13 protein-coding genes and 1 pseudogene are annotated in these 18,126 nt (G+C 69.5%); 8 read left to right on the top strand and 6 right to left on the bottom strand.

Features of this window, described 5'->3' with window-relative positions; translation table 11 throughout:
* Positions 1–28 precede the first annotated feature (28 nt).
* Genes AB0D57_RS07490 through hypE form a run of 3 tightly spaced genes read left to right on the top strand, consistent with a single transcriptional unit; the run spans position 29 to position 2,542 of the window.
* Positions 29–349: a HypC/HybG/HupF family hydrogenase formation chaperone gene (locus AB0D57_RS07490; protein WP_362068200.1), complete on the top strand. Its 321-nt coding sequence runs from the start codon at positions 29–31 to the stop codon at positions 347–349.
* On the top strand, positions 346–1,470 hold the full coding sequence (hypD, locus tag AB0D57_RS07485; RefSeq protein ID WP_362068197.1) for a hydrogenase formation protein HypD: 1,125 nt from the start codon (positions 346–348) through the stop codon (positions 1,468–1,470). Before AB0D57_RS07490 ends, hypD begins: the two co-directional genes overlap by 4 nt.
* Positions 1,463–2,542, top strand: coding sequence for a hydrogenase expression/formation protein HypE (hypE, locus tag AB0D57_RS07480; RefSeq protein ID WP_362068194.1), 1,080 nt, complete (start codon positions 1,463–1,465; stop codon positions 2,540–2,542). Before hypD ends, hypE begins: the two co-directional genes overlap by 8 nt.
* 15 nt (positions 2,543–2,557) lie before the next feature.
* On the opposite strand, the gene AB0D57_RS07475 is transcribed toward hypE, so the two are convergent.
* The 3 genes from AB0D57_RS07475 to AB0D57_RS07465 form a co-directional block, all read right to left on the bottom strand.
* Positions 2,558–5,554, bottom strand: a complete 2,997-nt coding sequence (locus AB0D57_RS07475) for a glycosyl hydrolase (protein ID WP_362068191.1) — start codon at positions 5,552–5,554, stop codon at positions 2,558–2,560.
* A gap of 625 nt (positions 5,555–6,179) precedes the next feature.
* A complete protein-coding gene (locus AB0D57_RS07470; RefSeq protein WP_362068188.1) occupies positions 6,180–8,084 on the bottom strand; it encodes an AMP-dependent synthetase/ligase in 1,905 nt (634 codons plus the stop codon).
* Between the two features lie 316 nt (positions 8,085–8,400).
* Positions 8,401–9,276, bottom strand: a complete 876-nt coding sequence (locus tag AB0D57_RS07465) for a carbohydrate kinase family protein (protein ID WP_362068508.1) — start codon at positions 9,274–9,276, stop codon at positions 8,401–8,403.
* A gap of 313 nt (positions 9,277–9,589) precedes the next feature.
* On the opposite strand from AB0D57_RS07465, the gene kstD reads away from it, so the two are divergent.
* From kstD to AB0D57_RS07450, 3 genes are all read left to right on the top strand, one after another.
* On the top strand, positions 9,590–11,392 hold the full coding sequence (gene kstD, locus AB0D57_RS07460) for a 3-oxosteroid 1-dehydrogenase (protein WP_362068185.1): 1,803 nt from the start codon (positions 9,590–9,592) through the stop codon (positions 11,390–11,392).
* 253 nt (positions 11,393–11,645) lie between these two features.
* A complete protein-coding gene (locus tag AB0D57_RS07455; RefSeq protein WP_362068182.1) occupies positions 11,646–12,563 on the top strand; it encodes an AfsR/SARP family transcriptional regulator in 918 nt (305 codons plus the stop codon).
* A 107-nt stretch (positions 12,564–12,670) separates the two neighbouring features.
* Positions 12,671–13,630: an SRPBCC family protein gene (locus AB0D57_RS07450; protein ID WP_362068179.1), complete on the top strand. Its 960-nt coding sequence runs from the start codon at positions 12,671–12,673 to the stop codon at positions 13,628–13,630.
* Positions 13,631–13,769: 139 nt separating this feature from the next.
* On the opposite strand, the gene AB0D57_RS07445 is transcribed toward AB0D57_RS07450, so the two are convergent.
* Complete coding sequence (locus tag AB0D57_RS07445) at positions 13,770–15,497, bottom strand: MOSC and FAD-binding oxidoreductase domain-containing protein (RefSeq protein ID WP_362068176.1); 1,728 nt, start codon at positions 15,495–15,497, stop codon at positions 13,770–13,772.
* A gap of 185 nt (positions 15,498–15,682) precedes the next feature.
* Here AB0D57_RS07445 and AB0D57_RS07440 point away from each other — a divergent pair.
* A pseudogene (locus AB0D57_RS07440) lies at positions 15,683–15,820 on the top strand (LysR family transcriptional regulator); the annotation flags it as partial.
* A gap of 141 nt (positions 15,821–15,961) precedes the next feature.
* Positions 15,962–16,138 (top strand): hypothetical protein, encoded by a 177-nt coding sequence (locus AB0D57_RS07435; RefSeq protein WP_362068532.1) that lies wholly within the window; start codon positions 15,962–15,964, stop codon positions 16,136–16,138.
* 480 nt (positions 16,139–16,618) lie between these two features.
* Here the strand turns inward: AB0D57_RS07435 and AB0D57_RS07430 are convergent, their stop codons facing one another.
* Both AB0D57_RS07430 and AB0D57_RS07425 read right to left on the bottom strand, forming a co-directional pair.
* Positions 16,619–17,038 carry an SRPBCC family protein gene (locus AB0D57_RS07430; protein ID WP_362068173.1) on the bottom strand — a complete coding sequence of 140 codons (420 nt, stop codon included), beginning with the start codon at positions 17,036–17,038 and terminating at the stop codon, positions 16,619–16,621.
* Positions 17,039–17,070: 32 nt separating this feature from the next.
* Positions 17,071–18,081 carry an aldo/keto reductase gene (locus AB0D57_RS07425; protein ID WP_362068170.1) on the bottom strand — a complete coding sequence of 337 codons (1,011 nt, stop codon included), beginning with the start codon at positions 18,079–18,081 and terminating at the stop codon, positions 17,071–17,073.
* Positions 18,082–18,126: the final 45 nt, after the last annotated feature.

The following is an 18,126-nucleotide window of genomic DNA, read 5'->3' as shown; positions in this document are numbered from 1 at the left end:
GGCACCACCCACAGCGAGGAGAGGCTCCATGTGTCTGGCGGTACCCGGCAGAGTGCTGGACATCGAGGAACGTGACGGCACCCGGATGGCCACGGTCGACTTCGGCGGCGTGGTCAAGGAGGTGTGCCTGGAGTACCTGCCCGACCTCCAGGTCGGCGAATACGCCATCGTCCACGTCGGGTTCGCGCTGCAACGTCTCGACGAGGAGTCGGCGAAGCAGACGCTCGACCTGTTCGCGACCCTCGGACTGCTGCAGGAGGAGTTCGGCGACCCCTGGGAGATGGCCGCGGAGCCGGGCGGAACCGTCCCGCCCGTGGGCGAGAACCTCATCGAGGAGACGCGCAAGTGAAGTACATCGACGAGTTCCAGGACCCGGAGCTGGCACGCCGGCTCCTGGACGACATCCACTCCACGGTGACCAGGCCGTGGGCGCTGATGGAGGTGTGCGGGGGCCAGACGCACACCATCATTCGGCACGGCATCGACCAACTGCTGCCGGACCAGGTCGAATTGATCCACGGACCCGGCTGCCCGGTGTGCGTCACCCCGCTCGAAGTCATCGACAAGGCGCTGGAGATCGCCTCCCGCCCGGAGGTGATCTTCTGCTCCTTCGGCGACATGCTCCGCGTTCCGGGTACCGGGCGAGACCTGTTCCAGGTACGGGGAGAAGGCGGCGACGTACGGGTCGTCTACTCGCCGCTCGACGCGCTGAAGGTCGCCCGGCAGAACCCGGACCGGGAGGTGGTGTTCTTCGGTATCGGCTTCGAAACGACCGCACCCCCCAACGCGATGACGGTCCACCAGGCCCGCAAGCTCGGCATCCCCAACTTCAGCCTGCTGGTGTCCCATGTGCGGGTGCCGCCCGCCATCGAGGCGATCATGCAGTCACCGAGCTGTCGCGTGCAGGGCTTCCTGGCGGCCGGGCATGTGTGCAGCGTGATGGGCGTGGACGAGTACCCGGAGCTGGCCGAGCGTTTCCGCGTTCCGATCGTCGTGACCGGATTCGAGCCCCTGGACATCCTCGAAGGCGTACGCCGGACCGTCCGGCAACTGGAACGCGGCGAGCACACCGTCGACAACGCCTACCCGCGCGCCGTCCGTCCGGAGGGGAACGCGGCAGCCAAGGCGATGCTGGAGGACGTCTTCGAAGTCACCGACCGCGCCTGGCGCGGCATCGGCGTGATCCCGCGGAGCGGCTGGCGGCTGTCCGCGAAGTACCGCGAGTACGACGCCGAGTACCGTTTCTCGGTCGACGGCATCCAGACCCGGGAACCGGCCGCATGCCGCAGCGGAGAGGTTCTGCAGGGCCTGCTCAAGCCGCACGAGTGCGAGGCGTTCGGCACGCTGTGCACACCCCGCACCCCGCTCGGAGCGACCATGGTCTCCAGCGAGGGCGCCTGCGCCGCGTACTACCTCTACCGGCGCCTGGACCTCACCCCCGTCGCCCGGGAGGCGAGCCCCGTTGTCTGAGACCACTTCCCCGCGTACTCCCGCGGTGGACGCGGCGGCCTGGACCTGCCCGGCTCCGCTGCGCGACCAGTCCCGTGTCGTGATGGGCCACGGCGGAGGCGGGGCGCTCTCCGCCGAACTGGTCCAGCACATCTTCGCGCCCGCCTTCGGAGGAGCCGTCCTCGCCCAGTTGGGCGACGCCGCCGCACTCACGCTCGGCGGCGTCCGGCTGGCCTTCTCCACCGACTCCTTCGTGGTGCGGCCGCTGTTCTTCCCCGGCGGCAGCATCGGCGATCTCGCCGTCAACGGCACCGTCAACGACCTCGCCATGAGCGGCGCCCGGGCCGCCTACCTCTCCTGCGGCTTCATCCTGGAGGAGGGCGTCGAGATGGAGACCGTCGCCCGTGTGGCCGAAGCGCTCGGGGCGGCCGCGCGGACCGCGGGCGTCGAGGTGGCGACCGGCGACACCAAGGTGGTGGAGGCCGGTCACGGCGACGGGATCTTCATCAACACGGCCGGAATCGGGCTCATCCCGGCGGGTGTCGACCTGCGACCACAGCGGGTCGTCCCCGGCGATGTCGTGATCGTCAGCGGCGCCATCGGCGTGCACGGTGTGGCGATCATGAGCGTCCGCGAGGGCCTGGAGTTCGGTGTGGAGATCGAGAGTGACTGCGCGGCGCTCGGTGGCCTGGTCGGCTCCATGCTCGCCGTCACCCCGGACCTGCATGTGCTGCGCGATCCCACGCGCGGCGGGCTCGCGGCGGCGCTCAACGAGATCGCGGCCGCCTCGGGCGCCGGCGTCGTCATCCAGGAACGCGAGGTGCCGGTCCCCCCGGCCGTCGCCAACGCCTGCGCGATCCTGGGCCTGGACCCGATGTATGTCGCCAACGAGGGCAAGCTGGTGGCGTTCGTCCCGCGCGGGCATGCCGACGCCGTACTCGACGCGATGCGGGCACACCCGCTGGGCACCGGCTCCAGGATCATCGGCGAGGCCGTGGAGGCCCACCCCGGCATGGTGGTGGCCCGCACCGGGCTGGGCGGCACCCGGGTGGTCGATCTGCCGATCGGGGAGCAACTGCCGAGGATCTGCTGACGGCGTGGCCGGGGTTCATACGACCCGGGCCTCGCCGTACGGCACCAGCCGCACCGGCCCGATCAGTCCGTACGCCTGCCGGGCCAGGCCGCCGTAGACAGCCGGGTCACTGACCCGTAGCCGGTTGGCCAGCGGAGTGGCCACCTCGACCTCGATGAGGTTGGCCCCTCGTCCGAGCAGGCCCCCCAGGTCCACCACCGGGTGGATCTGGTCGACCGGGTCGAGCCGGTGGCCGTTCACGGTGACCCGGCAGGTGTCGGTCACGCTGCCCAGCTCGAGCAGCGCGCCGTGGCCGCCGCTCCAGCCGCTGCCCAGGGTGACAGTGGTGCGGTAGCGGCCGACGCCCGCGGCGTCCGCGAGTTCGGTGATCTGCGACCAGGGCAGCAGCGCGTCGAGGGTGAGGTCGTGTGCGACGACGGTGGTGCGGTAGGCCGTGTCGCCCGGCCGCCAGTCCTCGACGTGCAGCTGCCAGGACGTCAGTTCCCTCGGCTCGGGGACGGCCTTGAGTGTCGTACGCACGGTGCGGCCGTCGGAGAGGACGGTGCTGTACGTGCCTGCCGTGGCGGCTCGGACGGTGAGTCCGGCGTCGGTGCGGCGCACCTCGTCCGCCTCGCTGCTGACGGCGTGCTTCCGACCGTGGTGGTGGTCGCCGAAGAGGCCGGGGCGGCCGATGGCCACGATCAGGGTCTGCGCGGGCTGCAACGCCACCCGCACGGTGATGTCGTCGCCGTCCTCGGTGTAGCGGGCGAGGCGCTCGGCCCTTCCGGTCCAGGGGTCGAGGAGGTAGGGCACGCCGTCGGCGGTCGTGCGGTGCAGGGTGACCTCGTGGTCGATCGGGGCCACCGGGGGTTTGACGGTCTCGGCGTGCTTGCCGTTGCACAGGTAGTAGTAGTCGATGCCGTCGGCCACGCGGTGGGCGTTGAGCAGGGTGGAGGGGGTCGTGTAGCGGACGTCCGGCCGCACACCGAGGTCGGCGAGAGCCGTCGGGACGGCCGCCTTGTCGGTGAGGTGACGGACCAGCGGCTGGGTGAGCAACTCGCCCACCACGGCACGCAGTTCATCGGTCTCGCCGCTGTCCGGGACGCCGGGCGGCACGACGGCGTCCCAGGCGCCGAGCAGCACGACGGGCAGTCCGGCGCGGGTGAGCCGCAGCAGGGCTCGGGCCTCGGACAGCGCGAGGGTCACGGTGGAGCCGTAGAAGAAGTCGCCCTCGACGAACAGGGCCTTGTAGGCCGGGCCGTCGGGCGCGAGGCGCCCTCGGCGCACGGTGGCGGCGGGCAGGTCGAGCAGCGGCCCGCTGAGGAACTGGTGGGTCCAGCCCAGGGGGATGCCCGTCGCGGTGAACCAGGAGGCACCGATGCCGGTGGCGGCGTATCCGGTCTGCCGGAAGACCGCCACATCGGCGCGCGGACGGCCGGTCTGCAACACCTGGTGCACCCGGCCCAGATACCCGGACACGTCCCGGACGTGCCGCCAGGTCGGATGCCTCGGTCCCCACGACTCGCCGTAGCCGGCCGTGCCCTTGTACGGGGTGAAGGCCGCGTATCCCGGCCAGTTGACGCCCGGGAGTTCGGCGTACGAGAAGCCGTGTACGACGGTCTGGTTGACCCCGGCGGCGTAGGCGCCGCCCATGGTGCGCAGGAACTTCTGCCAGGTGGTGCTGTACGCGCCGCCGGCGTAGGCGCCCGCCTCGCAGGAGAGCACCGTACGGCCTGCCATGTCACGGCCTCCGGCCAGGCAGCGGTAGTCGTCGAGGTTCTTGAAGCCGAGGGATTCGCCCTCGGGGATGTCCAGGATCGCGGCCGAGGCGATCGCGTCGGTCTGCAGACCGTAGGGCTGGGAGCGCAGGTGGAGGCCGAGCGAGTGGGCCCAGGTGCGCAGCGCCGTCACATGGTGCCGGTTGAAGAGGGTGGAGACGGTCTCCCAGAAGTCGTGCCGGATCTGCCGGGTGACGGCCGCCTCGAAGGCGAAGACCTGGTTGCCGTTGCCGAGGATCACGGCGGGCAGCAGCGGCAGCAAAGAGCGGCCGGTGTGCGCGAGGAACGCCGCCGGCAGACCGGGTGTCCACTGCAGCCCGTCGGTCTCCAGCTCGATGGAGTCCTCGAACAGCGCTCCGCCGGACACCTTCAGCAACCGGCGGACGGCGGGGGAGAGGATGTGGGCTTCCCAGAAGTCGGTCACCGCGCGCGTGCCGGCCGCACTGAAGTGGTCGACCACATAGGCGGCCGGGGCGGTGTGCGGGCCGCCCTCCGGGGTCTGTCCGGAGCCGCGCACCCAGTAGGAGACGATCACCCAGTTGCCGTCGTCGGGCGCGGTCCAGGTGAGGGTGGAGTCGGCGACGGCCTCGGTGAGGTCGAGGACCGAGTCCAGGTCGAGGCCCGTCTCCTTGCGGGTGGAGTTCGCGGTGTTCACCCGTGCGGCCTGTACCAGCAGCAATCGCTGCCGGGTCACTCCGGACGCTGCTGCGTGGACGGGTGGGGGCACGGGACCCGAGTAGGCGGTGCCCGCGGCCAAGGTGACCGATCCGTAGGCGAGTTCCTTGACGGCGGCTTCGCTGTCGGGGGTGATGCCGGGGACCGCCGCGGGCCAGCTGGGGCCGATGGTCAGATCGATGGTGAGGCCGCGCCGGGCGGCCTGGCCGAGTGCCGCCTCCACCCCGGCGACCCAGGCGGCACTGCCCCAGCCGTGGCGTGCGGTGTCCAGTACCGAGGGGTCCGTGACGCTGTGATGTACGGCGGCGATCTCCGCCCCGCCGAAGCCGGCGTCGGCGATCTGGTCGATCTCCCGTCTGATCTCCTCGGGGCGCACCAGGCCGTCGGGCCACCACCAGCGGAACTTCGGCCGTACCGCGCGACCGGGCTCGGTGAACGACAACGGCGCGTCGGAGGAAGCTGCCGCCGGTGACATGGGCAGGCTCCAGTCGAGCGCGCCTGCGGTCGCGGTGGCGACGGCGGCTCCGAGGAGAGTGCGGCGGCGAAGTGTCGTACGGCCGGCCGACGGGTGGTCGCTCATGGGTCTTCTCCACTCTCTCGGCGGCCGGCTCTCTTGGAGGACGCCGGTGGGCAACACAAAGAGGACCCTGTTGGGGCCCGCATTTTGAATCGTTTAAATCCCTGGGGAAGCTAAGGCTCGCGATCCGACAGCGTCAAGATCCGTGCACGAGGTGGGAGTTTCGCGTGCGGAACTCATACGCCGCTCACTCTGACGGAGGCATACTGCTGGACCTTGTCGTCATGGGCCTCGACCTGCGGAACCTGGTTGCGCCCATACCAGGATCCGCGGTCCTGCCCACAGGAGGGACCTGGCTGCCGCGACACCCTGGGGGCAGTGTGGTCGCATGAACACCACCAGGATGTCGAGGGCCCAAAGCCGTGTCACGCCGCTGCGGTCGCTCGCCGGGCGCACGTACGTCCCGCGCCGGAGAAGAAGGGGAGAAGCAGCAGAGAGTCAGGCTCCAGCTGTCGAGGTGGCCGGGGGTGACGGTGAAGATGCCGGGGATGTCGTCCGTGACGCGGAGCTTGCGGACTCCGTTGGCGGGATCGCTGAGGCATCGACGGTGTAGGTCGCGTGCAACTGCGTTCCGGTGTCCCGGACGAAGCCCCGGTCGCGGTGCCCCGCACGGGAATGGGGAGCCCTCTCACCGGAATACGTTGTCCGAATCGTCCCAGAGCGAGGGGTCACTCGACGATGCGTACTCGCTGGGGAGCCTTGAGGACGTCTGATACATCGCGTCGATCTCGGCGGCGAAGCGTTGCACGATGGCGTCCCGGCGCAGCTTCAGCGAGGGGGTGAGAAGGCCGTTTGCCAGGGCGAAGGATTCCGGGAGTACACGGAACACCCGGATGGACTCCGATCGGGACACGGTGCTGTTGGCCGCGGCCACGGCGCGTCTGACCTCCTCCCGCAGTTCGTTCTCCTCCCGCGCGTCCCGTGTCGGTGCGTCACCCTTGGACAAGCCTCCGCGCCAGTGCGCGAGGAAGTCGGGATCGAGGGTGATCAGGGCACCCACACATGGCCGGTTGTCGCCCACGATCACGGCTTGATGGATTAACGGATGGACGCGCAGGCGCTCTTCGAGGGCCGCGGGAGCCACGCTCTTGCCGCCGCTCGTGATGATGATGTCCTTCTTGCGGCCGGTGATGGTCAGATACCCCTCGGCGTCGAGACGGCCGATGTCGCCCGTCGCCAGCCACCCGTCCTCGAACGACGCGTACGTGGCCGGGGCATTGTTGATGTACCCCTGGAACACCGAGGGGCCCCACACCAGAATCTCTCCGTCGTCGGCCACCCGGATGTCCGTGCCGGGCAGAGCGCGGCCGACGGTGCCGAGCTTCTCACGCCCCAAGGGCTGCATCGTGATGCCGCCGCTGGTCTCCGTGAGCCCGTAGCCGTCGTGGATGGGGATCCCGATTCCCGTGTAGAAGAGGGCCAGTTCACGGTTGAGCGGGGAGCCACCCGACACCGCACCGCACACCTTTCCGCCCAAGGAGGCGCGCAGCTTGCGGTAGACGGTCTTCTCGTAGAGGGCGTGCTGCAGTCGCAGGTCGAAGCCGGGACCGGGGCCGGTGCCCAGCCGGTGGCGCTCGGCGGCCGTGGCGAAGTCCTTCGCCGTCTGGACAGCGCGCTCGAACAGGGCGCCGCGGCCTGTCCGTTGCGCGGAACGCAGGAAGCTTTTGTAGATCTTCTCGAAGACGAACGGTACGGCGTAGAGATAGGTGGGACGGAAGGAGAGGAGGGCCGCGGACAGTGCCTCCTCGCTCGCGTCGGGCTCATGTCCCAGCAGCACGCCGCCCCGCAGGCAGAGCCCCTGGATCAAGAGGCCGTACACATGGGAGAAGGGCAGGAAGGCGAGGATGGCGGGCTGCTCACCTGGGGGAGCGGCCGTGTGTCTCCAGCCCGCGAGGAGCGTGTCGCAGGGGCTGGCCAGGTTGCGGTGGGTCAGGGCGCAGCCCTTGGGGCGCCCCGTCGTGCCGGACGTGTAGGCGATGACCGCGGTCGAGTCGGGCAGCACGATACGGCGGAGCGAGTCGACCGTCGTCGGAGGGATCGCCCGGCCGCGCTCGACCAGCTGTGTCAGGGCGCCGGTGTCCAACTGCCAGACGTGGCGCAGTGACGGCAGTGACGCGCACGCCGAGGCCACCGTCATGACGCCCGCCTCGTCCTCGACGGCCACGGCTACGCAGCCCGCGTCCTGGAGGATCCACGCGACCTGTTCGTGCGACGACGTCGGATAGATCGCAACGACCTCGGCGCCCACCGTCCACAGCGCGTAGCTGAGCACGGTCCACTCGTAGCGTGTACGCGCCATGATGGCCACCCGGTTCCCTGGGCGGATGCCGGATGCGACCAATCCCCTGGCCACGTCGACCACTTCGCCCCACAGTTCGGCCGCGGTGATCGGTGTCCAAGGACCGGGAGAGCCGTCGAGACGGCGGGCGACCTGCGGAAGGTCCGGCTCGCGGCGTGCCGTTTCCAGAAGACTGTCGGCGAGGCCCCCCTGCATCACTGTCGTATCCGGGGGTGGCAGTTCGAACGCGTGCATCGCCGCTCCAGAATTCTCCTCAACGTGCCCACACCGAGAGGCGCCAGTGCCGAGGATTTTCGAATCTAGCCCAGACCGATGACCATCGTGATGGATTCGTGGAGCCGTTCGCCTACCGATGCGGTTACGGTTGGCGAACCTCCCCCGGAACCTGCGCGAGTCCGTGCGTGCCGCCGTTCCTGCCTCCGTCCCGAGCAGGCGATGGTCCATGAGGTGCAGGAGGCGCCGGCGCGCGTACCGCAGTCGGCACCTCCTGCCGGAGCGGATGCCGCCGATGCTGCCGCAGCCCAACGGCACCCGCGGGAGCATCCTCGGATCACGGAGGGGACAAGAGCGCATCCGAGGTGATGAGGGCGGTCGAGCCCGGGGCCGTACACGCGTAGGCGCCCGCGATCGCTCCCAGCCGGGCGCACTCCCGTACGTCCCGCCCGGTGAGCCTGCCGTACAGGAAGCCGCAGACGAAGGCGTCGCCCGCGCCGTTGGAGTCGACCACCGGAGCGGGTGGGACGGCCGCCGGGATGTGCTGCGGGGTGGAGCCGCCGTCGCGGGTGAGGACGTAGGAGCCGTCCGCACCCGCCGTGGCGACCACGGTCTGCGCGCGCCCTTCCTGGAGGATCTTCCGCATCAGCGTGGGCGTGCCTTCTCCGGCTCCTGCCGCGCTGAGGAAGACGAGGTCGGAGCGGAGGGCGAACTCCCGGTGATGGTCGGCCAGTCCGTCCCAGTCGTGCAGATCGGTGGAAACGGGTACGCCGAGGTCCTCGATGTCGTCGTAGAGGAATCGCCCGAAGTTCATGATGGAGAGGTGGATGTGGCGGGCGCGTCGCAACCGGGGCAGATAGAAGTCCCGGGGCATCCGTAGATCCGCCGGATCGCGGCTGTCGTAGAAGGACATCCGACGGCCGGACGCGTCCACCAGATTCACCGCGCGGCGGGTTCCGGCGGGGGAGATCAGCGGGACGAACTCCACATTCCCCTTGGCCATGCGCTCGCGCACCTGGGCGCCGATCCAGTCGTCACCGATGCAGTCGAGCAGGGCGACCGTGAGGCCCAGGGCCCGGGTGCCGAGGGCGACGTTTCCTCCGGTGTGACCGGGCCACTCCTCGATCGGGCCGACAAGAACCGAGTCGGCGAGTGGGACCGGCAGGGAGTCGACGCGGACGATGGTGTCCACGCCACTGCCTCCGACCACCAGGACGTCGTATTCCTCGGACTGGTCGGATTCCGTGTGCTGTGGGATCACTGGTCCATCTGCCTCTCTTCCCCGCCGACTTCAGTATGACGTGCGGCCCGCAGCGTGCGGGGGAGCCGCAGCACCTCGCGGCGTCTCGTCGTGGCCGCGACGGAAACCGGCTGCCAACTGCGCTGCCCGACCCTTGACTTCACAAGACCCAAGCGCGACATTCCTGACTCTGCATCAGAACCGGGACGCCGCAGGCCCGTTGCCTCCGTTGCCTCCCGGGGTACAGCACGCTCTCCCATTCCTTCGCCCGTTGGAGCGCCCTGCCATGTCCACAAGCGCGGACCCTGCGAGACGTAACGACTGCTCTTTCGAGCCCGGCCCGTCACGGCGCCGGGTGCTCGGCGCGGCGACGGGGGCCGGGCTCGCGCTCGCGGCCGGGCTCCCGTCTGTCGCGGACGCGGCCGACCTGCCGCTGCTCGGTACGTACGACGTCGTCGTGATCGGTTCCGGAGCGGCGGGGATGACCGCTGCTCTTACGGCCGCGAAGCAGGGTCTGACCTGCGTGGTCGTGGAGAAGGCGGCCACGTTCGGGGGCTCGGCGGCGCGCTCCGGCGCGGGCATCTGGATCCCGAACAATCCGGTGATCCTTGCCGCGGGGGTGCCGGACACCCCGGCGAAGGCAGCCACTTACCTCGCGGCGGTGGTCGGGCCCGACATCTCCATCGAACGACGGCAGGCCTTTCTCGGCCGCGGCCCCGACATGATCTCCTTCGTCATGGCCAACAGCCCGCTCCGCTTCCGCTGGATGGAGGGCTACAGCGACTACTACCCCGAGCTGCCCGGCGGACTGCCGGGTGGCCGCTCCATCGAGCCCGACCAGCTCGACGGAAACATCCTCGGCGCCGAACTGGCCCATCTGAACCCGTCGTACATGACCGTCCCGAGCGGCATGGTCGTCTTCAGCGCCGACTACAAGTGGCTCACGCTCTCGGCGGTCAGTGTGAAGGGCGCTGCCGTGGCCACCGAGTGCCTGGCCCGCGGCACGAAGGCGGCACTCCTCGGCCAGAAGCCCCTCACCATGGGTCAGTCGCTGGCGGCCGGCCTGCGCGCCGGACTGCTCGCGGCCCAGGTGCCGGTGTGGCTGAACACCCCGCTGTCCGACCTGTACTTGGAGAACGGAACCGCCAAGGGAGTGGTGGTCGCCAAGAACGGCTCACCGGGCCTGATCAGGGCCCGGCACGGGGTGATCGTCGGCTCCGGCGGCTTCGAGCACAACGCGGCCATGCGTGCCCAGTACCAGCAGCAGCCCATCGGCACCGAGTGGACGGTCGGAGCCAAGGAGAACACCGGGGACGGCATCCGGGCGGGGCAACGGGCCGGTGCCGCGCTCGATCTGATGGACGATGCCTGGTGGGGGCCCGCGATCCCGCTGCCCGACCAGCCGTACTTCTGCCTCGCCGAACGCACCCTGCCCGGCGGGCTCCTCGTCAACGCCGCCGGCGCGCGCTTCGTCAACGAAGCGGCCCCCTACAGCGATGTCGTGCACATCATGTACGAACAGGACGCGACCGCCCCGGACATCCCGGCTTGGCTGATCGTCGACCAGAACTACCGTAACCGCTACCTCTTCAAGGACGTGCTGCCGACTTTCACGTTCCCCGACGCGTGGTACACGTCCGGCGCCGCCCACAAGGCATGGACCCTTGACGCCCTCGCCGCACCGATCGGTGTACCCGCGCCCGCCCTGCGCTCCACCGTCAACCGCTTCAACACCCTCGCCCAGAACGGCCTCGACACCGACTTCCACCGCGGGGACAGCGCGTACGACCACTACTACACCGACCCCTCCATCCTGCCCAACTCCTGCCTGGCACCCCTGTGGCTCGCTCCCTTCTACGCCTTCAAGATCGTCCCGGGCGATCTGGGCACCAAGGGCGGCTTGCGTACGGACGCCCGGGCGCGTGTGCTGCGACCGGACGGATCCGTCATACCGAGCCTGTACGCCGCCGGAAACGCCAGTGCGGCAGTCATGGGCCACAGCTATGCGGGCGCCGGTTCGACGATCGGTCCCGCGATGACCTTCGGCTACATCGCGGCCCTGGGCATCGCTGCCGGTGCGGGGGGCTGACTCCAGGTAAACAGACCGCATGGTCCAGTAATGGTCGAGTCAAGTCCATTGTCGATTGGGTGGTCGGTGATCTCGATTCGGCCTGGTTGAGGCGGGTGTGCGGGTGGAATTGTGACTTCTTGGATGGATCTGGAGTGTCGGCGGAGGGGGCGCGCAGTGACCCGCAGGAGCAATTGACATACCGCATGTGCTGTTTTTTACTCGGGTGTCAGGGCTGCTTCGCGGGGGCGGCACACCAAGCAGGGGAGACGGCGTGGACACCGACATACTCGGCACATTCGCTGTGCGGGAGAAGGGCGTTTCGGTCACACCGACCGCTCCCAAGCCGCGCCAGGTGCTGGCCCTTCTGGTCCTGAATGTCGATCAGGTGGTGTCGGTGGGCATGCTGGCCGAGGAGCTGTGGGGTGCGCGGCCGCCGCGCAGCGCCCGGCCCACCCTGCAGACCTACATCCTGCAGCTGCGTGAGCTGATCACTGCGGCGCTCGGTCACGGCGGACACGCCGGCTCCGGCAGTGACGGCGGCCAGGGTGGCGATCTTGCTGGTGCTGGTGCCGGTGCCGGTGGTGGGGGTGGGGGTGCGAAGGATGTGCTGCTGACGGTGCCGGGCGGGTATCTCCTCAAGAGCGGTGGGGGGCGTAGTGATGTCCGGGTGTTCGAGCAGTTGGCGGGACGGGGCTACCGGGCGATGGATGCCGGGGATTTCCCCGAGGCTGCCCGGCAGTTACGTGAGGCGCTCGCTCTGTGGCGGGGACCGGCGCTGACCGATGTCCATGCCGGCTCGCATCTGGCGACCCAGGTCAAGCGGCTGGAGGAGACCCGGTTGTGTGCGCTGGACCAGCGCATCGAGGCGGATCTGCGGCTGGGCCGGCACCGCGAGCTGCTCGCTGAGCTGACGGTGCTGGTCACCCGGTATCCCACGCACGAGAGTTTGTGCGGGCAGTACATGCTGGCGCTGTACCGTTCGGGGCGCAGGGGCGAGGCGCTGGACGCCTACCAGCGGCTGCGTGCCACGCTGGTGCGCGGCCTGGGTCTGGAGCCGTCGGCCGCGCTGGGCAAGCTGCAGCGCTCCATTCTCATGGCCCGGCCGGACGGTTCACCCGCCGGTGGCACCCCCGGCACCCCTGGCACGCCGGGCGCGACCGGCACCGGACGGCTCGCCCCCGTCGGCTGAGCCCCCTGGTCCCGGCTCCCTCCGCGCCGACGCGGCTTCCGGCGGGGCTCGAGGGGTTTTCGAGGTGCCCGGCACAGCCTGGGTGTGCCCGGAGGAAGGGGTCGCTCATGTCGTCGCCGTGGGTGCAGTCGGGTGAGTGCACGGTGAGTGTGTCTGCTCCGGCCGGGGTGGTCTATGGCCTGTTGGCCGACGCAGTGCACTGGCCGGTGTTCGTGCCCGGGCAGGTCCATGTCGAGCGGGTGGATTTCGACGGGGTGGAGGAACGGCTGCTGTTGTGGGAGGCGGTGTCCGGCCGTGTCCGCTCCTGCCATGTCCGGCGGCTGCTGCGGCCGTACTCCCGGTCCGTTGTGTTCGAGCAGCACGACATTGCGTACCCGGACGCCGTGGTGAGTGGCGTCTGGGCGGTGCGGGCGGTGGGCGAGGAGCGCTGTCTGCTGACCCTGCGGCACGACGAACGGTCCCCGGCCGGGCCGCGAACCCCGCCCTCTGCCGCCGAATCCGACCCGGTGGGTGTGCGGGAGCAGGTTGCCCGGGTCCGGGAGATGGCCGAGCGGTGGGCGGAACTCGATGAGCTGCTGCTGTCGTTCGAGGACAGTGTGCGTGTCCAGGGTCCCGCCGAGCTCGTCCACGACTTCCTCTACGACATCGGGGGCTGGGCCGGGCGTGTTCCGCATGTTGAGCGGGCCCGGGTGACGGAGGACGTGCCGGGCGTCCAGCTGGCGGTTGTGGACAGCTGCGCCGCTCCGGGAGGGCAGACGGTCACTACCGAGACCGTCCGGCTGTGTTTTCCGCATGCCGGGCGAATCGTTTTCAAGGAGACGGTGACACCCGCGCTGATCGCGGCGCACAGCGGTGAGTGGTCGCTGGTGCCGGACGCGTCCGGGGTACGGGTGGTCTGTACCCGCCGCGTGATGCTGCGTCAGGAGGCCGTCCGGCCGGTGCTGGGCGAGGGGACCAGCCTGCCGGAGGCCCGCCGCTACGTCCGCGAATGGCTGGGACGCGCCGGCACCGAGGTGCTGGGCCTGGCCAAGTGGCATGCGGAGAGCGCCGTCCGCCGTCTGCGATGAGGAGACCGACCACCGAGACCGACGACATCCGTGTACGGAAGTTCACCGGGAATCTCCACGGCCGTGCGTGGGACCCTCACTCGGCAGCGGCCGCATTTCAGCAGGTCAGCGCATTCCGTCGGTCAGCCCAGGCTTCGCCTCACAAGTCCAGCAGGACATCGGTGGTGGGGATGCTGCAGCAGGGCAGAACTTCACCTGAAGCGGGATCCTCCAGGGGCTGCGTCGTGTACTGGACCTGGCCGGTGAGCAGGGGAGTGGTGCAGGTGTGGCACACCCCGGTACGGCAGGACCAGCGGGTGGGGATGTCGCACGCCTCCGCCAGCTCCAGCAGCGTTGAGTACTGGTCCGACCAGCGGGTGGACAGTCCGCTGCGGGCGAAGGCGACGAAAGGCCCTGTGCCCTGGGGGTCGGGCGGCTGGTGAGGGTGTCCGGAACTCGGGTCGGCGACGCCGGGGTTGATGGCTGCCAGGGCCCCGAAGACTTCTGTATGGATGTTCGAACCGCTCAGTCCCGCCAGCTGGAGAGCGGATGTCACTGCCGACATGAAGCCCGCAGGGCCGCACAGATAGGCATGTGCGTCGACGGGGATGCCCAGGTTCCGGATATCTCCGCTGGTCATACGTCCGAGCGTGATTCCCGGCCCGGTGACCTCAAGATCCGGGGCGGTGTAGTAGATGAAGGCGCGGGAGTCGGGCAGCCGGGCGAGGAGCTGCCGGGCCTCTTCCGCGAAGGGGTGCTGCCCGGGGGTGCGCGCGGTGTGTACCCACCACACGGCGCGGGAGCTGTGGTCGTCGGCCAGCTGGCGCAGCATCGCCAGGACGAGGGTGACACCGATGCCCGCCGAGAACAGCGCCACGGGCGTGTCGTCATCGGCCAGCACGAACGTTCCGCGGGGGGCAGCCGCTTCGATGACGTCGCCTCTGCGTAGATGGGTGTGAAGGTAGGTACTGACCTCGCCGCACTCTTCGCGTTTGACGCTGATCCGGTACTCGGCGGCGCCGGGGGCGGAGGACAGCGAATAGGAGCGCACCAGGCTGGGCCGGCCCTCTTGGACAATCCGCACGCTCAGGTACTGGCCGGGCGTGGCCGGGGGCAGCGGCTGGGAGTCCATGGCCTGCAGGTAGAACGAGGACACCGTGGGTGTCTCGGGTACGACTCGGGTCACGCGCAGCTGCTTGAAGCCCCTCCAGCCCGGCGGGGCGGGTGCGGGGCCGGGCGGCTGGTCGAGCCGGCGGCTCATGTCCTGGAAGGACTGCTGCCATCCGGGGCTGAGGGCCTCGATGCTCAAGGCGGCACGCAGCTTGGCCGGATCGGGCCTTGGGAGGTAGAGCAGGGCATCGGTATCGGCGATGGTGAGAGCCCCCTCGCCGGTGCGGGTCCGTGTGATCTGGTCTCCCGCCCGGACCCGGCCTTCGTGGATGACGCGGAGGTAGAAGCCGGGAAGGTGGTGGGCGACCAGCATGGAGGCCATGCGCGGTTCGTTCAGCCGCATGCCGACGCGATAACAGGTGACACGTGGCTGGGTGACTTCGAATTCGGCTTCGCCGATGCGGTACCGGTCGCCGATGCACACCTCGTCGTCGGCCAGCCCGTCGACGGTGAGGTTCTCCCCGAACTGGCCGAGCTCGAGATCGTCGCGTTCGAGAACCTTGCGCCAGTATGCATAGGACTGTGTCTGGTAGACGAGGACCGCCCGCTGCTCCCCGCCGTGGCCCTGCAGGTCGCCCTGGCCGTCTCCGTCGATGTTGAGGCGGCGCACCATCCGGGGGCCGTTGACGGGATACTTCCACGCTCCCGTGTGCACCGTCTTGCCGCGCCACCGCACGTCCTTCGGCAGTCCCACATTGACTGACAGCAGGGTCGCCATCTCATCCTCCCGGTGCGTCGCCGCCACACGGTGAAGCTGGTCGCCTGAATATGCCGCTCGAATCGAGGGGACGTCTCCCGGCCGATGGGAGGCCGTCATCGCTAGATCATCGAGTTTAGTGGTCTGGCTGATCAGCGCCTGGCTTCGGAATATGAATCGCTGGACGCCTGGTCCGGATTCTGCGAATGGCTGCTTTGCGGGCACTGGAACGCCTGGTCGCTCTCGTCGCCACAGGCTCGGTGACGAAAGCCGCGGCAGCCCTGCACCTGTCGCAGCCGGCGCTGTCCCATCAGATCGCGGCCCTGGAGCGGGAACTCGACACCCCGGTAGTGCCTCCCACCAGGTCTCCCTCAGCCCGTACCGCAGCCCAGCCGTGGTCTGCCGGTCGACAATACGGCCGCCCGACCGGGTTCCGCACTCCGGCACGGGAGGCAAAAGAACTCGACAAAAGGTACAAAAGAGGTGTGAATAAGAATCCTGAAACCCCGCAAAGCGTGGACAAGTGGGCGGACCGGATCCGGACGGTCTCCTCGACGTCCGACCCTCAGGCCGCCCGCAAGCTGGCCGGCGACATCTACCGTGCCGCACAGGACGAACTCGATGCCGAACGTGCCCGGGCGGAGTTCGAACGCGAGGAATAAGCCTGTCCGCCCCTGCCGGCACCTCCACGCTCCACGCTCCACGGCGAAGGGCTGACCTTCGCCCCGTAGCTGCGCCTTCTTGCGGGGCGCCCCTGAACCGGCGAGAGCGTCAATGCCCGGTTCCTTGCTGCAGCGACGCCGTTGCAGCCCTGGTGCGCGGGGTCTTTTTCGGGCCCTGTGCATCGACGCGGCCTACGGGCCCGGGCTCTCTGTTGTGAGCCTGGACCCCGCAGAAGGATGAGGACCGGACCGCTCACGAGCGGCTGCCCTCCGTTGACTGCCAGGCTGACGCCGGTCATGAAGGTGTTGGTCATGACGAAGAGCACTGCCTGGGCGATGTCCTCGGGTGGTGCCCATATGTCGCACGGGTTTGGCTGTGGACATCTTCTCGAATAAGGCCGGCCTGGGGGCACCGGCGGCACCCATGCGATTCTCCAAGTCGGACCAGGCCGGCCGCGCCCCCTGCATCACCATTCTGTGTCAGGCGCTCACGGTCTTCAGGAGCGCGGCGAGGCCGTCGGCGTAGATGCCGTGGAAGAGCTCCTCGGCGTCGGTGTCGCTGACGCCGACGGGGGTGAACGTGCCGGACCATTCGACGCGCGAGACGTCGGGGCGGCCGGGGACGGCGTGCACGCGCAGAGTGGAGAGATAGCCGGCCACTGGGAACGGCGCCTGCTCGATGGCGTAGGAGTAGCTACGCACATCGTGATCGAAGGCCTGGAGGCGTTCGACGATGACGCCGCCGTCCTGGTTGGTGAGGCGGCGTACACGGCCGCCTTCGCTCAGTTCGCTCTCGGGGATGTAGGGGAGCCAGTCGGGCAGGGACCCGAAACCGCCGATGAGCTGCCAGACGCGGTCGGGGCTCTGCGGGATGTCGAGGGATGCGGTGGTGGTGGCCATGGTGGGTGCCTCCTGTGGTGTGCTGTGGTGTGTCAGGCGGTGGGCGTGGGGGCGTCGGCGGCGATGAGCTTCTCGTCGCGCAGGGCGGCCCAGAAGGCAGCCGGGACGCTCTCGGCGAGGGCGGCGACGTCCTCGGCGATGCGGCTCGGCCGGGTTGCGCCGGGTACGACGGCGGCCGTGGCGGGGTGGGCCAGTGCGAACTGCAGTGCAGCCGCCTTGATGCTCACACCGTGCTCGGCGGCGAGTGCCTTGATCCGTTCGACCTTGGCGACGATCTCCGCCGGGGCCTCCTGGTACTCGAAGTGCCGACCGCCGGCGAGGACGCCGGAGCTGTACGGGCCGCCGACGACCATGTCGACGCCCTGCTCGGTGGCGGCGGGCAGCAGGCGCTGCAGGGACCGGTTGTGGTCGAGGAGGGTGTAGCGGCCGGCCAGAAGGAACGCGTCGGGCCGGGGCTCGTCCAGGTCGAGGGTGAGTTCGATCGGCTCCACACGGTTGACGCCGAGGCCCCAGGCCTTGATGACGCCTTCGTCGCGGAGCCGCTGCAGGACGCGGAAAGCGCCGGTGCGCGCAGTCTCGTAGACGGCCGGCCAGTCGTCGCCGTGGAAGTCCTGGGCAACGTCGTGCACCCAGACGATGTCGAGGCGGTCCGTCCTCAGACGCGTGAGGCTGTCTTCGATGGAGCGCAGGGTGGCGTCCGCCGTGTAGTCGTCGATCATCTTGTTCGGGCGGCCGTGCTCGAACAGGCCGCCCTTTTCGCCCAGGTTTCGGGCGGTGGGGTCCTCCAGCTCGTCGAGGATGACGCGGCCGACCTTGGTGCTGAGCACGAACTCGTCGCGCGGCCGGCGGGCCAGTACCTCACCCAGACGGATCTCGGACAGACCGGCGCCGTAGAACGGGGCGGTGTCGAAGTAGCGGATGCCCTGGTCCCAGGCGGCCTCGACGGTGGCCGCGGCCTCCTCGTCGGGGATGCTGCGGAACATGTTGCCCAGCGGTGCGGTACCGAAGCCGAGGGTGCCCGGCAGAAGGGACTTGATGCCCATGAGGAAGATCCTTCTCTCCATTACGTGACGCGAAGTTCAGAAGGG

Origin of the sequence: Streptomyces sp. NPDC048275 (assembly GCF_040652275.1) — a bacterium.
In the GTDB taxonomy this organism is placed as follows: domain Bacteria; phylum Actinomycetota; class Actinomycetes; order Streptomycetales; family Streptomycetaceae; genus Streptomyces.
This window is presented reverse-complemented; position numbering and strand designations above follow the sequence as displayed.

What these genes read in the sequence shown, in the direction of transcription:
- AB0D57_RS07430 (WP_362068173.1), bottom strand. Translation starts at nt 17,038, where the DNA reads ATGGCCACCACCACCGCATCCCTCGACATCCCGCAGAGCCCCGACCGC.
- AB0D57_RS07450 (WP_362068179.1), top strand. Translation starts at nt 12,671, where the DNA reads ATGTCGTCGCCGTGGGTGCAGTCGGGTGAGTGCACGGTGAGTGTGTCT.
- AB0D57_RS07425 (WP_362068170.1), bottom strand. Translation starts at nt 18,081, where the DNA reads ATGGGCATCAAGTCCCTTCTGCCGGGCACCCTCGGCTTCGGTACCGCA.
- AB0D57_RS07475 (WP_362068191.1), bottom strand. Translation starts at nt 5,554, where the DNA reads ATGAGCGACCACCCGTCGGCCGGCCGTACGACACTTCGCCGCCGCACT.
- AB0D57_RS07470 (WP_362068188.1), bottom strand. Translation starts at nt 8,084, where the DNA reads ATGCACGCGTTCGAACTGCCACCCCCGGATACGACAGTGATGCAGGGG.
- AB0D57_RS07490 (WP_362068200.1), top strand. Translation starts at nt 29, where the DNA reads ATGTGTCTGGCGGTACCCGGCAGAGTGCTGGACATCGAGGAACGTGAC.
- AB0D57_RS07445 (WP_362068176.1), bottom strand. Translation starts at nt 15,497, where the DNA reads ATGGCGACCCTGCTGTCAGTCAATGTGGGACTGCCGAAGGACGTGCGG.
- kstD (WP_362068185.1), top strand. Translation starts at nt 9,590, where the DNA reads ATGTCCACAAGCGCGGACCCTGCGAGACGTAACGACTGCTCTTTCGAG.